The organism is Pseudomonas sp. Root401 (assembly GCF_001425105.1).
GTDB classification, from domain to species: Bacteria; Pseudomonadota; Gammaproteobacteria; order Pseudomonadales; family Pseudomonadaceae; genus Aquipseudomonas; species Aquipseudomonas brassicacearum.
This window is the reverse complement of sequence record NZ_LMDO01000025.1, coordinates 94,415-108,901: the sequence shown is the minus strand read 5'-3', so window position 1 is coordinate 108,901 and position 14,487 is coordinate 94,415. Positions and strand designations below refer to the sequence as shown.

Annotated in this window: 9 protein-coding genes; 6 read left to right on the top strand and 3 right to left on the bottom strand. The window is 62.5% G+C overall.

Translation table 11 applies throughout. From position 1 onward, the window contains the following. Positions 1 to 692: 692 nt before the first annotated feature. Positions 693 to 2,276: a peptide chain release factor 3 gene (locus ASC85_RS19425; RefSeq protein WP_057450946.1), complete on the bottom strand. Its 1,584-nt coding sequence runs from the start codon at positions 2,274 to 2,276 to the stop codon at positions 693 to 695. 331 nt (positions 2,277 to 2,607) lie between these two features. Between ASC85_RS19425 and ASC85_RS19420 the strand changes: the two genes are divergently transcribed. From ASC85_RS19420 to ASC85_RS19395, 6 genes are all read left to right on the top strand, one after another. Next, positions 2,608 to 3,324: an ABC transporter permease gene (locus ASC85_RS19420; RefSeq protein ID WP_014336595.1), complete on the top strand. Its 717-nt coding sequence runs from the start codon at positions 2,608 to 2,610 to the stop codon at positions 3,322 to 3,324. Positions 3,325 to 3,350: 26 nt separating this feature from the next. Further along, positions 3,351 to 4,253, top strand: coding sequence for a glycine betaine ABC transporter substrate-binding protein (locus tag ASC85_RS19415; protein ID WP_018611334.1), 903 nt, complete (start codon positions 3,351 to 3,353; stop codon positions 4,251 to 4,253). Positions 4,254 to 4,268: 15 nt separating this feature from the next. Continuing rightward, the gene (locus ASC85_RS19410; protein WP_003197757.1) at positions 4,269 to 4,922 is read left to right on the top strand and encodes an ABC transporter permease; all 654 of its coding nucleotides are present in this window, start codon (positions 4,269 to 4,271) and stop codon (positions 4,920 to 4,922) included. Then, positions 4,919 to 6,076: an osmoprotectant ABC transporter ATP-binding protein OsmV gene (locus tag ASC85_RS19405; protein WP_057450945.1), complete on the top strand. Its 1,158-nt coding sequence runs from the start codon at positions 4,919 to 4,921 to the stop codon at positions 6,074 to 6,076. The genes ASC85_RS19410 and ASC85_RS19405 overlap by 4 nt, the downstream gene beginning before the upstream one ends. 485 nt (positions 6,077 to 6,561) lie before the next feature. Continuing rightward, positions 6,562 to 7,725 carry a type III PLP-dependent enzyme gene (locus tag ASC85_RS19400; RefSeq protein WP_018611340.1) on the top strand — a complete coding sequence of 388 codons (1,164 nt, stop codon included), beginning with the start codon at positions 6,562 to 6,564 and terminating at the stop codon, positions 7,723 to 7,725. A gap of 590 nt (positions 7,726 to 8,315) precedes the next feature. Next, positions 8,316 to 10,841, top strand: coding sequence for a sulfite reductase flavoprotein subunit alpha (locus tag ASC85_RS19395; RefSeq protein WP_156395660.1), 2,526 nt, complete (start codon positions 8,316 to 8,318; stop codon positions 10,839 to 10,841). A 162-nt stretch (positions 10,842 to 11,003) separates the two neighbouring features. Here ASC85_RS19395 and ASC85_RS19390 read toward each other — a convergent pair whose 3' ends face one another. Both ASC85_RS19390 and ASC85_RS19385 read right to left on the bottom strand, forming a co-directional pair. Further along, positions 11,004 to 12,545 carry an alkaline phosphatase D family protein gene (locus ASC85_RS19390; protein WP_057450943.1) on the bottom strand — a complete coding sequence of 514 codons (1,542 nt, stop codon included), beginning with the start codon at positions 12,543 to 12,545 and terminating at the stop codon, positions 11,004 to 11,006. Between the two features lie 189 nt (positions 12,546 to 12,734). Then, complete coding sequence (locus ASC85_RS19385; protein ID WP_057450942.1) at positions 12,735 to 14,477, bottom strand: PTS fructose-like transporter subunit IIB; 1,743 nt, start codon at positions 14,475 to 14,477, stop codon at positions 12,735 to 12,737. Between the last annotated feature and the right edge of the window lie 10 nt (positions 14,478 to 14,487).

The following is a 14,487-nucleotide window of genomic DNA, read 5'->3' as shown; positions in this document are numbered from 1 at the left end:
TGCTCCCACAGAAGAAACTGTGCCGAACATAAATATCTTGCCCACTGAAGATCCAGTGTGGGAGCGGGCTTGCCCGCGAAGAGGTCGGCACATCCAACATCCWGGCAAGCTGACCCACCGCTATCGCGAGCAAGCTTTGCTCCCACAGARGAARCTGTGCCGAACAYAARTWTCTTGCCCACTGAAGATCCAGTGTGGGAGCGGGCTTGCCCGCGNCTGACCCACCGCTATCGCGAGCAAGCTTTGCTCCCACAGAGGAAGCTGTGCCGAACACAAGTTTCTTGCCCACTGAAGATCCAGTGTGGGAGCGGGCTTGCCCGCGAAGAGGYCGGCATAYCCAACATCCWGGCAAGCTGACCCACCGCTATCGCGAGCAAGCTCGCTCCCACAGARGRAACTGTGCCGAACATAAATWTCTTGCCCACTGAAGATCCAGTGTGGGAGCAAGGCTTGCCCGCGAAGAGGCCCACAGAAGAAACTGTGCCGAACATAAATATCTTGCCCACTGAAGATCCAGTGTGGGAGCGGGCTTGCCCGCGAAGAGGTCGGCACATCCAACATCCAGGCAAGCTGACCCACCGCTATCGCGAGCAAGCTCGCTCCCACAGTGAATTATTCATGTTCAGGACACGGGACAAGCCAAAAAAACCCCGCAGCTTTCGCAACGGGGTTTTGATTTTTCAGCTCAGCGCTTAGTGATGCTCACGGGTCGCGCGGAATTTCACGTCCGGCCAGCGCTCTTCCATCAGCGCCAGGTTGACCCGGGTCGGGGCCAGGTAGGTCAGGTGACCGCCGCCGTCCAGCGCGAGGTTTTCCACGGCCTTGTTGGAGAATTCCTCGAGTTTCTTCTTGTCGCCACATTCGACCCAACGGGCGGAGTACACGGTGATCGGCTCGTAGGAGCACTCGACCTTGTATTCCTCTTTCAAGCGGCTGGCGACGACGTCGAACTGCAGCACACCGACAGCACCGAGGATGATGTCGTTGCTGCGAGTCGGGAAGAACACCTGGGTGGCGCCCTCTTCGGCCAGTTGCTGGAGACCCTGGCGCAGTTGCTTGGACTTGAGCGGATCCTTCAGGCGTACGCGGCGGAACAGTTCCGGGGCGAAGTGCGGGATGCCGGTGAAGCCCAGGGTTTCGCCTTCGGTGAAGGTGTCGCCAATCTGGATGGTGCCGTGGTTGTGCAGGCCGATGATGTCACCGGCGAAGGCCTCTTCCAGTTGCTCGCGTTCCGAGGAGAAGAACGTCAAGGCGTCGCCGATGCGCACGTCCTTGCCGGTGCGCACGTGGCGCATCTTCATGCCTTTTTCGTATTTGCCGGAGCAGATGCGCATGAACGCGATGCGGTCGCGGTGCTTGGGGTCCATGTTCGCCTGGATCTTGAACACGAAGCCCGAGAACTTCTCTTCCACCGGCTCCACGGTGCGCTCGTTGGCGACACGGGCCAGCGGGCGCGGGGCCCAATCGACCACGGCGTCGAGCACATGGTCCACGCCGAAGTTGCCCAGGGCGGTACCGAAGAACACCGGGGTCAGTTGGCCGTCGAGGAATTCCTGCTGGTTGAACTCATGGCAGGCGCCCTGCACCAGTTCCAGTTGCTCGACAAAACGATCGTACTCGTCGCCCAGGTGCGCGCGCGCCTCGTCGGAGTCGAGCTTCTCGATGATCTTGACGTCGGTGCGCTCGTGCCCGTGACCGGCGGTGTAGACGATGATGTAGTCGTCGGCCAGGTGGTACACGCCCTTGAAGTCGCGGTAGCAGCCGATCGGCCAGGTGATCGGCGCCGCCTTGATCTTCAGGACCGCTTCGATTTCGTCGAGCAGTTCGATCGGGTCGCGGATGTCACGGTCGAGTTTGTTGATGAAGCTGACAATCGGCGTGTCCCGCAGGCGGCAGACGTCCATCAGCGCGATGGTCCGTGGCTCGACGCCTTTACCGCCGTCGAGGACCATCAGCGCCGAGTCCACTGCCGTCAGGGTGCGGTAGGTGTCTTCAGAGAAGTCTTCGTGGCCCGGGGTGTCGAGCAGGTTGATCATGTGATCGCGATACGGGAACTGCATGACCGACGTGGTAATGGAAATACCCCGTTGCTTTTCCATTTCCATCCAGTCGGAGGTGGCATGGCGGTCGGATTTTCGAGATTTCACCGTGCCGGCGACCGCAATCGCCTTGCCCATCAGCAAGAGCTTCTCGGTGATGGTGGTCTTACCGGCATCGGGGTGGGAAATAATGGCGAAAGTGCGGCGTTTCGCGACTTCGGCGGCCTGGTTGGTCATGGGAAATCGCCTGGCAGGTGATTCAAAAAAGGGCGGCGATTATAGCTCAACTTGTGCCAGGAACCGAACCGTTGAGCGCATCCAGGGTGGCCAGATCTTCCCCGGCATGGGAACCTTTAGCAGCGTGGAGGCGTCCACCACCCTGTTACGGCTATTCGTCAGGGTCTGAAAAATCAGCAAGTTAGCCTGACGAGGCTGCGCTCATGGCTCGATTTACCTGCCGTTTACCGGCATGAAAAAGAGCTGCTTCTCGCGAACGTTTTCCCGGCAACCAGTGATGGTTTGCCGCCCGGGAAAGCGTGCGCCGACTGAAAGACAAAGGAGTCCGCCTGTGGCTATCCGCTATGGCAAAGGGCTTATCGGGGGTGCGGTCGTCGTCGCGCTCCTGGCCCTGTTGGTCCACTGGATCGGCATCGATACGATCCAACGCTACCACGACGATCTGCTGTTCTACCTGCAAGCGCACCTGCTGCTTGTCCTGGCCTCCATGCTGGCGGCCCTGCTCGTGGGCATTCCCGCCGGCATCGCCCTCAGCCGCCCCGGCATGGTCGGGCGCGCCGAACGCTTCATGCAAGTGTTCAACATCGGTAACACTGTGCCGCCCTTGGCCGTGCTGGCCATCGCCCTGGGCATCCTGGGCATCGGCAGCGGTCCTGCCATCTTCGCTCTGTTCCTCGCCTCGCTGTTGCCCATCGTGCGCAACACTTATGAAGGCCTGAAAAACGTCCAGGGCTCCCTCAAGGAAGCCGCCGTCGGCATCGGCATGACCCCGCGCCAGGTGCTGTGGAAAGTCGAGTTGCCCAACGCCGTGCCGATCATCGTCGGTGGCGTGCGCGTGGCCCTGGCGATCAACGTCGGCACCGCGCCGCTGGCGTTCCTGATCGGCGCCAACAGCCTCGGCAGCCTGATCTTCCCCGGCATCGCCTTGAACAACCAGCCGCAGCTGTTGCTCGGCGCGGCCTGCACCGCCCTGCTGGCGCTGCTGCTCGACGGCCTGGTGACACTGGCCAGCCGCCTCTGGCTGGAACGCGGTCTGCGACCGTCATAAGCCCGGCTGGATAAAGGAAATCGTTTATGAAGAAGTTGAGCTTGATACTGGGCTGCGTCCTGCTGTTCGCAGGATTCGCCCAAGCCGCTGAAAAACCGCTGATCCGCCTTGGCGCCCGGGTGTTCACCGAACAGACGCTGCTGGCGGAGATCACCGCGCAATACCTGCGCAGCAAGGGCTACGACGCACAGATCACCGGCGGCCTGGGCAGCAACCTGGCCCGCAGCGCCCATGAAACCGGGCAACTGGACATGCTTTGGGAATACACCGGTGTGTCACTGGTGGCCTACAACCATGTCACGGAGAAACTCGACAGCGCCCAGTCCTACGCCCGGGTGAAAGAACTCGACGCGAAAAAAGGCCTGGTCTGGCTGACACCGTCGAAATTCAGCAACACCTACGCCCTGGCCCTGCCGGAAAAAATCGCCCGCCAATACCCGCAGATCAACAGCATCAGCCAGTTGAACACGGTGCTGCAGGCCGAAGCCGATGACAATCATCTGGTGGCCTTGGACACCGAGTTCGCCAACCGCTCCGACGGCCTGGCTGGCATGGTCGAGCAGTACGGCATGAACCTGACCCGCAAGAACATCCGGCAGATGGACGCGGGCCTGGTCTACACCGCCCTGCGCAACGGCCAGGTCTTCGCCGGCCTGGTGTACACCACCGACGGCCGGTTGAACGCGTTCAAGCTGAAGTTGCTGGAAGACGACAAGCATTACTTCCCCGACTACACCGCCGCGCCAGTGGTGCGCCAGGCGTACCTCGACGCGCATCCGCAACTGGCCGCACAGCTCAAGCCCCTGGCCGAGCTGTTCGACGACGCAACCATGCGCCAGCTCAACGCCCGCGTGGACGTCAACCACGAAAGCCCTTCCACCGTTGCCGCCGATTTCCTGCGCCAGCATTCGCTGCTCTCAACCCAATGACCTGGAGGAAAAGCCATGGATTTTCTTGACGCCTTTTCCCATCTGGACTGGCCGCTGGTACTGCACCTGACCTGGCAGCACATCACCCTGGTGGGCATCGCCGTGACCCTGGCCATTGTTGTCGGTGTGCCGCTGGGCATCTTCATGACCCGCTTCCCGGCGCTCGCCGGCCCATTGCAGGCCAGCGCCACGGTGCTGCTGACGATTCCGTCGATTGCGCTGTTCGGCCTGCTGTTGCCGTTCTATTCCAAGTTCGGCCAAGGCCTGGGCCCGATGCCGGCGATCACCGCGGTGTTTCTCTATTCGCTGTTGCCGATCATGCGCAACACCTACCTGGCCCTGACCGGCGTCGAACCGGGCATCCGTGAGGCCGCTCGCGGCATCGGCATGACCTTCGGCCAGCGCCTGCGCATGGTCGAACTGCCCATCGCCGTGCCGGTGATCCTGGCCGGCGTACGCACCGCCGTGGTCATGAACATCGGCGTCATGACCATCGCCGCCACCATCGGTGCCGGTGGCCTGGGCGTGCTCATCCTCGCTTCCATCAGCCGCAGCGACATGTCGATGCTGATCGTCGGCGCCGTGCTGGTCAGTCTCCTGGCCATCTTCGCCGACCTGCTTCTGCAATGGCTGCAACGCTCGCTGACACCAAAAGGACTATTGAAATGATCGAACTTCAAAACCTCAGCAAAACCTTCAAGAGCAACGGCAAAGACGTCAAGGCCGTGGACTCGGTGAACCTGACCGTCAACGAAGGCGAGATCTGCGTGTTCCTCGGGCCGTCGGGCTGTGGCAAAAGCACCACGCTGAAGATGATCAATCGCCTGATCCCGCCCACCTCCGGCAAGGTGTTGATCAACGGTGAAGACACCACCGGCCTGGACGAAGTGACCCTGCGCCGCAACATCGGCTATGTGATCCAGCAGATCGGCCTGTTCCCGAACATGACCATAGAGGAAAACATCACCGTGGTCCCGCGCCTGCTCGGCTGGGACAAGCAGAAATGCCACGACCGCGCCCGCGAGCTGATGAGCATGATCAAGCTCGAACCCAAGCAGTACCTGCATCGCTACCCCCGTGAACTGTCCGGTGGCCAGCAGCAACGGATCGGCGTGATCCGGGCCCTGGCGGCCGATGCGCCGCTGTTGCTGATGGACGAACCCTTCGGCGCGGTGGACCCGATCAACCGCGAGATGATCCAGAACGAGTTCTTCGAGATGCAGCGGGCGCTGAACAAGACCGTGATCATGGTCAGCCACGACATCGACGAAGCCATCAAGCTGGGGGACAAGATCGCGATCTTCCGCGCCGGCAAGCTGGTCCAGTTCGATCACCCGGACACGCTGCTGGCGCATCCGGCCGACGAGTTCGTCAGCAGCTTCGTCGGCCAGGACAGCACGCTCAAGCGCCTGTTGCTGGTCAAGGCCGAAGACGCGGCGGACAACGCCCCGTCGGTCAGCCCCGAGACGCCAGTGGGTGAGGCACTGGAGTTGATGGACGAACATGACCGTCGCTACGTGGTGGTCACCTGCGCCGAGAACAAGGCCCTGGGGTATGTGCGCCGTCGCGACCTGTACCGCCAGACCGGCACCTGCGGACAATACCTGCGCGAATTCAACGCCACCGCCGCCTATGACGAACACCTGCGGATCCTGCTGTCGCGCATGTACGAGTTCAACCGCTCGTGGCTGCCGGTGATGGATGCCGAGCGGGTGTTCCTCGGCGAAGTGACCCAGGAATCGATTGCCGAGTACCTGAGCTCGGGGCGCTCGCGCGGGGGCAAGACCAGCATTGTCTCGCCGGCCGAGACTGCCTCAGTCTGACCAAGCACAGCAGCCTTTGATCGTTCCCACGCTCTGCGTGGGAACGCCTCCACGGACGCTCCGCGTTCGGCTCTGGGGACGCGGAGCGTCCCGGGCTGCATGCCCACGCAGAGCGTGGGAACGATCATCAGCCGCCTTGAAAAACCAATCCAAGGGAACATCAATCTGTCACGCAGGTCGGTTACATCATGAGCTGTCGCGGGCCGCACGACGGATGTGTGCAAAAACGCGACATTTTTAGTTGATCTCAGGCCCCTCACGCCCTAAAGTTCGCGCCGAACGTCCATGCTGGAAACGATCCATCCGGCTCAAGTACTGACGACGAGACAGCAAGGCCAAGGGCATCACGCATCCCGTGGCCTTTTTGCTTTCGGCGACATGCCTTGGGAAGTAGGCGAACCAAAGTGGGGATACGGAGGACGTTCACGAGGGCTGCTTGCCCTCACACCCATTGATCCTGATGTTTGCCAGTAGGAGTCCCAAGTATGTCGATCCAGGTCGAAGATTATTTCGCGCGCGAAACCTTCCAGAAAATGAAAGCGTTCGCCGACAAGCAGGAAACCCCGTTCGTGGTGATCGACACCGCGATGATCTCCAAGGCCTATGACGACCTGCGCGCCGGTTTCGAGTTCGCCAAGGTCTACTACGCCGTCAAGGCCAACCCGGCGGTGGAAATCATCGACCTGCTCAAGGATAAAGGCTCGAACTTCGACATCGCCTCGATCTATGAGCTGGACAAGGTCATGAGCCGTGGCGTCGGCCCGGATCAGATCAGCTACGGCAACACCATCAAGAAATCCCGCGACATTCGCTACTTCTACGAGAAGGGCGTGCGCCTGTATGCCACCGACTCCGAAGCAGACCTGCGCAACATCGCCAAGGCCGCGCCGGGCTCGAAAGTCTATGTACGGATCCTCACCGAAGGCTCGACCACCGCTGACTGGCCGTTGTCGCGCAAGTTCGGCTGCCAGACCGACATGGCCATGGACCTGCTGATCCTGGCCCGCGACCTGGGTCTGGTGCCGTACGGCATTTCGTTCCACGTCGGCTCGCAACAGCGCGACATCAGCGTCTGGGACGCGGCGATCGCCAAGGTCAAGGTGATCTTCGAACGCCTGAAGGAAGAAGACGGCATCGTCCTGAAGCTGATCAACATGGGTGGCGGCTTCCCGGCCAACTACATCACCCGCACCAACAGCCTGGAAACCTACGCCGAGGAAATCATCCGCTTCCTCAAGGAAGACTTCGGCGACGACCTGCCGGAAATCATCCTGGAGCCGGGCCGTTCGTTGATCGCCAACGCCGGTATCCTGGTCAGCGAAGTGGTGCTGGTGGCGCGCAAGTCCCGTACCGCCGTCGAGCGTTGGGTGTACACGGATGTGGGCAAGTTCTCCGGCCTGATCGAAACCATGGACGAAGCCATCAAGTTTCCGATCTGGACCGAGAAGAAAGGCGAGATGGAAGAAGTGGTCATTGCCGGGCCTACCTGTGACAGCGCCGACATCATGTATGAGAACTACAAGTACGGGTTGCCGTTGAACCTGGCTATTGGGGATCGTCTGTATTGGCTGTCGACCGGGGCCTATACCACTAGCTATAGCGCGGTGGAGTTCAATGGCTTTCCGCCGCTGAAATCGTTTTACGTGTGATGTGTTTGGGCGCTTGAGCTCGTAGTTCTTGCCCTGTTGCGTAATAAAAAACGGCGCATTTTCCAGAAATGGAAAGCGCCGTTTTTTATTGATGGTTTGGTGTGCAGATCCGTTATTTAGGTAACGGCTACTTATGGTTCCGCCCTTACGGCCGCTCACTTTTGAAGAGCCCGGGAGCCGGCCCAGTCAAAAGTTAGCAAAACGCTCCTGCCCCACCACTTGGCACCTCGCCTAGGCTCGGTGTGCCTGAACGAAGGCATTGCTCCGTTCAGCCAGCGTGGTTAACGGGGCGCCGAGATCAACGTCCACCGCGAGGCGGCCTAACAGCCGACCTGGCTCTCCCGGTCGTACACCCATCAGATCTGTGGGAGCAAAGCTTGCTCGCGAATGCGGTGTTCCAGTCAATGAAGATGTTGGATGTGCTGGCCTCTTCGCGAGCAGGCTCGCTCCCGCAGGATTTTCGTCGCTCACGCCATCACTGGCCCGCTCATGCAAAAGATCGAGGCTTTTGGGTGTGTTTATGAATGCTTCTCGATAACACACGGCATAATGCACGCCGTGATGAACAGTAAATGAACAAGGCGAGCGACGTGTTGAAGAAAACCCTGTTCCAGTTGCACTGGTTTTTCGGCATCAGTGCCGGGCTGGTCCTGGCGTTGATGGGCGTTACCGGGGCGGTGGTGTCGTTCCAGGATGAAATCCTGCGGACCTTGAATCCACAGGTGCTGATGGTCGAGAAGCAACCGGCCGGCGTGCTGCCGCCCGCCGAACTGGTGGAACAGATCGAGGCCGTCTCCGGCAAGACCGTCGCCATGCTCTGGGTCGAGACCGACAGCGGCAACGCCGCGCGGGTGATCTTTGCGGCGCCTCCTGGGGAAAAACGGGGCGCCATGCGCTATTTCAACCCTTACAACGCACAGTTCATGGGCGATGTGACGGGCCAGGACTTCTTCGGCTTTATGCTCAGGTTGCACCGCGTCCTGACCCTGGATGATGTCGGTCGGCAAATCACCGGTGCCTGTACGCTGATCCTGGTGTTTTTCTGCCTGTCCGGGCTGTACCTGCGTTGGCCGCGTCAATGGAAAAGCTGGCGCGCCTGGCTGACCCTCGACTGGGGGAAAAAAGGCCGGAGCTTCAATTGGGACCTGCACTCCGTGGCGGGCACCTGGTGCCTGGTGTTCTATCTGCTGGCGGCGCTGACCGGGCTGACCTGGTCCTACGAGTGGTACAACAAAGGCGTGACCCGCCTGCTCTCCGATTCACCGAAAGAGGAACGGGTGCGCAATCGCGGCCCGGCGCCGAGCGGTCCACTGCCCGTGGCCGATTACCGGGCCATGTGGAGCAGTATCTACAGCGCCGCCGGCCCGGGGCTTTCGGCCTATAACGTGCGCATGCCACCCGTGGCCGGGCAACCGGCGACCGTGTTCTACCTGCTGAAAAACTCGCCCCACGACCGGGCGCTGAACCAGCTCACCCTCGACCCGGCCACTGGCGTCATCAGCCGGCACAGTCGCTACAGCGACAAGAGCTTCAAGGCGCAGTTGCTGACCAGTGTCTATGCCCTGCATGTCGGCAGTTACTTCGGCCTGGTCGGACGGATTCTGGTGACCGTCGCCGCGCTGACCATGCCGCTGTTCTTCATCACCGGCTGGTTGCTGTACCTGGACCGCCGCAGCAAGAAGCGCCACGTCAGAAACGCCCGTCAGGCCCTCATCGCCAACCCGGGCAATGCGCCGGCCTGGCTGATCGGCTTCGCCAGCCAAAGCGGTTTCGCCGAGCGACTGGCCTGGCAGACCGCCGGCCAACTCCAGGCCGCCGGCTTGCCCGTAAAGGTCCAGCCACTGGCCGGTGTGCGTGAGCAGGACCTGAACGACGCCACCCATGCGCTGTTTGTCGTCAGCACCTTTGGCGACGGCGAAGGGCCGGACAGTGCCCGTGGTTTCGAACGCAAGGTGCTGGGCCAGGCCTTGAGCCTGGAGCGTCTGCAGTATTCGGTGCTGGGCCTGGGCGACCGGCAATATGAACACTTCTGCGGCTTCGCCCGGCGCCTGCACGCCTGGCTGGCGGAACACGGCGGCAAGACCCTGTTCGCGCCGGTGGAAGTGGACAGCGGCGACCCTTATGCCCTGCGTCACTGGCAACAACAATTGGCGGAGCTGACCGGCCAAGCCCCGCTGGACACTTGGCAGGCGCCAAGCTTCGAAAACTGGACCCTCAGCCAGCGCACCCTGCTCAATCCCGACAGCAGCGGCGCGGGCGTGTACCTGCTGGGCCTCACCGCCCCCGGCCCGAGCAGTTGGCTGGCCGGTGACCTGGTGGAAATCCTGCCGCGCAATGACCTGCTGGCGATCGAGCATTTCCTCGACGGGCTCGGCCTCTCCGGCCACGCGCGCGTGCAAGTCGATGGCCTGTCCCAGAGCCTCGACCAGGCCCTGGCGACCCGCCAACTCCCGGAAAACCGCGCCCATCTGGTCGGCCTGCATGCCCAGGCACTGGTGGATGCCCTGGCACCGCTGGCGATACGCGAGTACTCCATCGCCTCGATCCCGGCCGACGGCATGCTGGAGCTGATCGTGCGCCAGGAACGTCACGCCGACGGCAGCCTGGGCGTCGGTTCCGGCTGGCTGACCGAACACGCACCGCTGGGCAGCGCCGTCAGCCTGCGGCTGCGCCGCAACAGCAGCTTCCATCTGCCGGCCCAGGGTGTGCCGATGATCCTGCTGGGCAACGGCACTGGCCTGGCCGGCCTGCGCAGCCTGCTCAAGGCGCGCGTCACCGAGGGCATGCAGCGCAACTGGCTGCTGTTTGGCGAGCGCAACCGCGAACACGATTTCCACTGCCGCGATGAGCTGCAGGAATGGGTGACCTCGGGCGACCTGGAACGCCTGGACCTGGCCTTCTCCCGGGATCAGAAGCAGAAAGTCTACGTCCAGGACCGCCTGCTGGAGTCGGCCGCGCTGCTCAAGCAATGGCTGGCCGACGGCGCGGTGATCTATGTCTGCGGCAGCTTGCAGGGCATGGCATCCGGGGTGGATCACGTGCTCAACAACGTGCTGGGGCGTGAGGAAGTGGAGCGGCTGATCGAGCAGGGGCGGTATCGGCGGGATGTCTACTGACGGTCTCCAATCTTAAGTAACCCACCGCCCCCTTGTGGGAGCAAAGCTTGCTCGCGATGGCGAACTGTCAGTCAGCCACTTCTAGACAGATATACCGTTATCGCGAGCAAGCTTTGCTCCCACAGTGGCTTTTCCCACAGAGGTTCCTGGCGCGACAGGCAGTCAAACCGGCTGCAACTTCTTCTCGAACACCGCCACGCCTTCCAGATCCCGCAACACCACGCTCATCTCCCCGCTCGGCCCATCAATGTTCACCTCGCCAAAGAACTGATACCCGGCAAACGGCGAGGTGTTCTGGGCCGGGGGCGCTTTCTGGAACACCACTTCCGGGCCGAAGGTCTTGTCCAGGGCATTGGGCCCGAAGCTGCCGGCGTTCAATGGCCCGGCGACAAACTCCCAGAATGGTTCGAAATCCTGGAACGCGGCGTGTTCGGGGTGGTAGTGATGGGCGGCGCAATAGTGGACGTCGGCGGTGAGCCAGACGTAGTTGCGCACCTGATGCTTGCGCAGGTAGCCGAGCAGTTCGGCGACCTCCAGTTCACGCCCCTGGGCCGCGCCCGGGTCACCGTTGGCAACCGCTTCCCAGCGCGGCACGCCGGGGCTGACTTCGCCATCCGGCACACCGAGGCCAATGGGCATGTCGGCGGCGATGACTTTCCACTGGGCACGGGACTGCTTCAATTCGCGCTTGAGCCAATTCAACTGCTCGCGCCCCAGGAACGGCTTGGCCGCGCCGAGGTTGGCGTCGTTGGCTTCGCGGTAGCTGCGCATGTCCAGCACGAACACATCCAGCAGCGGCCCGTAACCGAGCTTGCGGTAGATCCGCCCGCCGCCGTCGGCCTTCTGCCGGCGCATCGGCGCGTATTCCAGCCAGGCCTGTCGCGCACGCCCCACCAGGCTGTGGATATCCTTGGTCTGGTAGCGCTCGTCCAGTTGCTTGCCCGGCGACCAGTTGTTGACCACCTCATGGTCGTCCCACTGCCAGATCTGCGGCACTTCAGCGTTGAAGCGGCGTACGTTTTCGTCCATCAGGTTATAGCGATAGTTGCCACGATACTCATCCAGGGTCTCGGCAACCTTGCTCTTGGCTTCGGTGGTGAGGTTGCGCCAGACGCGTCCACCCTCGGCGGTGATTTGCGCCGGCACCGGGCCGTCGGCGTAGATGGTGTCGCCGCTGTGGATAAAGAAATCCGGCAGGCGCAGGCGCATGGCTTCGTAGATGCGCATGCCGCCGATGTCCGGGTTGATCCCGAAGCCCTGGCCGACGGTGTCGCCGCTCCAGACAAAACGGATGTTGCGCTTGAACTGCGGCACACTGCGCAGATGGCCCAGCCAGGGTTCGCTGGCGACACCGCTCTGGGCGTCTTCGAAATGCACCCGGTAGAAAATCGCCTGGTCGCGGGGCAGCCCGGTGAGTTCGACCCGGGCAGTGAAATCGCTGCGGGCGTCGGCCATGGGCGAGACGAGGCGGCGCGGATTGCTGAACGTGCTACGGGTGTCCCACTCCACCACCATCCGCGCCGGACGGTCGCTGCGGCTCCAGATCATCGCCCGGTCGCCCTGCAAGTCGCCCGATTGCACACCGTCGGTGAGCACCGGCCGATCCTTGACCGACGCCATCACCGCCGGCGCCAGCCCCGGCAACAACAACCCCGCCCCCACGGCTTGCATCACACGACGGCGGCCCAGGTCGAATTCGCTCATGGTGTTCTCCCTTAAATGGGAAAACTTAAGCATGGCTCTGTGAAGTGGGTGTGACAGGACCTCATGAACTCAGCAGAACGAAATGTGGGAGCGAGCCTGATCGCGAAAACGGTGTGTCAGTCGACAAACAGGCTGTCTGACACTCCGTTATCGCGAGCAGGCTCGCTCCCACAGTAGGCACAGCAGTGATCAGGCCTTGGCCGGCTCCAACGCCATCTCCACCACCTCAGGCCGCTTGAGCAGCGCATACGCCACCCCCGTCAGCAGGCTCCCCGCCACGATCGCCAGCAGGTACAACAATGCATGATTGATGGCGTTGGGGATCAGCATCACGAACAGGCCGCCGTGGGGGGCCATGAGCTTGCAGCCGAAGTACATCGACAGCGCACCGGTCAGCGCGCCGCCGGCGATGCTGGCCGGGATCACCCGCAGCGGGTCCTTGGCGGCGAACGGAATCGCCCCTTCGGAAATGAAGCACAGCCCCAGCACCAGCGCGGCTTTACCGGCCTCGCGCTCGGTCTGGGCGAATTTGCGCCGGGCGATGAAGGTGGCGATGCCCAGGCCAATCGGCGGCACCATGCCGGCGGCCATGGTCGCGGCCATCGGTGCATAACTCTGGGAAGCCAGCAGCCCCACCGAAAACGCGTAGGCGGCCTTGTTGATCGGCCCACCGAGGTCGACGCACATCATCGCCCCCAGCAGCACGCCCAGCAGGATCGCGTTGGTGGTACCCATGCTGTCGAGGAAATGGGTCAGGCCTTCAAGCATGCCCGCCACTGGTTTGCCGACGATGTAGATCATCACCAGGCCGGTGATCAGGCTCGCCAGCAGCGGGATGATCAGGATCGGCTTGAGCGCTTCCAGGCTCTGGGGCAGGCGCGCGTAGCGGTTGATCGCCTTGGCCACGTAACCGGCCAGGAAACCGGCGATGATCCCGCCAATGAAGCCGGCGCCCAGGGTGCTCGCCAGCATCCCGCCGATCATCCCCGGCGCCAGGCCTGGACGGTCGGCGATGGAATAGGCGATGTAGCCGGCCAGCAGCGGCACCATCAATTTGAACGCGGTGTCGCCGCCGATCTGCATCAGCGCAGCCGCCAACGTACCGGGTTCCTTGAAGGCGGTGATGCCGAATACAAACGACAAGGCGATCAACAGACCGCCGGCCACCACCATCGGCAACATGAACGACACGCCCGTCAGCAGATGCTTGTAGACGCCGGTCTTCTCCGACTTGGCCGGGGCGCTGGCACCGCTCGACGCGCTTTCCTGGCGACCTTCGACCAGCGCTTTGTTCAGCGTCGCTTCGGCCTGTTTCAAGGCGATGCCCGTGCTGCAGCGGTAGATCTTCTTGCCGGCAAAACGCTCGGTGGCGACTTCGATGTCAGTCGCCAGCAGCACCACGTCCGCCTCGGCGATGGCCTCGGCGCTCAACGGATTGCGTGCACCGACCGAACCCTGGGTTTCCACTTGCAGGTCGTAGCCGAGCTTCTTCGCCGCCTGCTGCAATGCTTCGGCGGCCATGAAGGTATGGGCAACGCCCGTTGGGCATGCGGTGATGGCGACCAGGCGCGGAGCACGCTCGGTCGACACCGCGGGTGCCTCCTCCACGACATCCGAGGCGAGAAAAACCTCGGCCTCTTCGGCGCCGCGGCGCAGCACCGAATCGACGTCTTGCAGGGCCAGGGCCGGGGTGCTGCGGAACAGGCGTTTGCCGACAAACCGCGACATGTCCACCGGGCCGCTGGCAACCAGCAAGACCCACTCGGCCGCTTCGAGGGTCGCCGCCGACAACTGGCGTTCCGGATGGGCCGCGTCGTGGACTTCGACACTGGTGCTCCACCCCTGGCGCTGCGCCGCGGCGTCCAGCAGGCGGGCGCACAACACACTGGTGACCATGCCGTTGGGGCAGGCCGTCACAATGGCTAGTTTCATTCTTGCTAAC

Coding starts and splice junctions, on each gene's coding strand:
- ASC85_RS19415 (WP_018611334.1), top strand. CDS start 3,351: ATGAAGAAGTTGAGCTTGATACTGGGCTGCGTCCTGCTGTTCGCAGGA.
- ASC85_RS19385 (WP_057450942.1), bottom strand. CDS start 14,477: ATGAAACTAGCCATTGTGACGGCCTGCCCCAACGGCATGGTCACCAGT.
- ASC85_RS19405 (WP_057450945.1), top strand. CDS start 4,919: ATGATCGAACTTCAAAACCTCAGCAAAACCTTCAAGAGCAACGGCAAA.
- ASC85_RS19425 (WP_057450946.1), bottom strand. CDS start 2,276: ATGACCAACCAGGCCGCCGAAGTCGCGAAACGCCGCACTTTCGCCATT.
- ASC85_RS19390 (WP_057450943.1), bottom strand. CDS start 12,545: ATGAGCGAATTCGACCTGGGCCGCCGTCGTGTGATGCAAGCCGTGGGG.
- ASC85_RS19400 (WP_018611340.1), top strand. CDS start 6,562: ATGTCGATCCAGGTCGAAGATTATTTCGCGCGCGAAACCTTCCAGAAA.
- ASC85_RS19410 (WP_003197757.1), top strand. CDS start 4,269: ATGGATTTTCTTGACGCCTTTTCCCATCTGGACTGGCCGCTGGTACTG.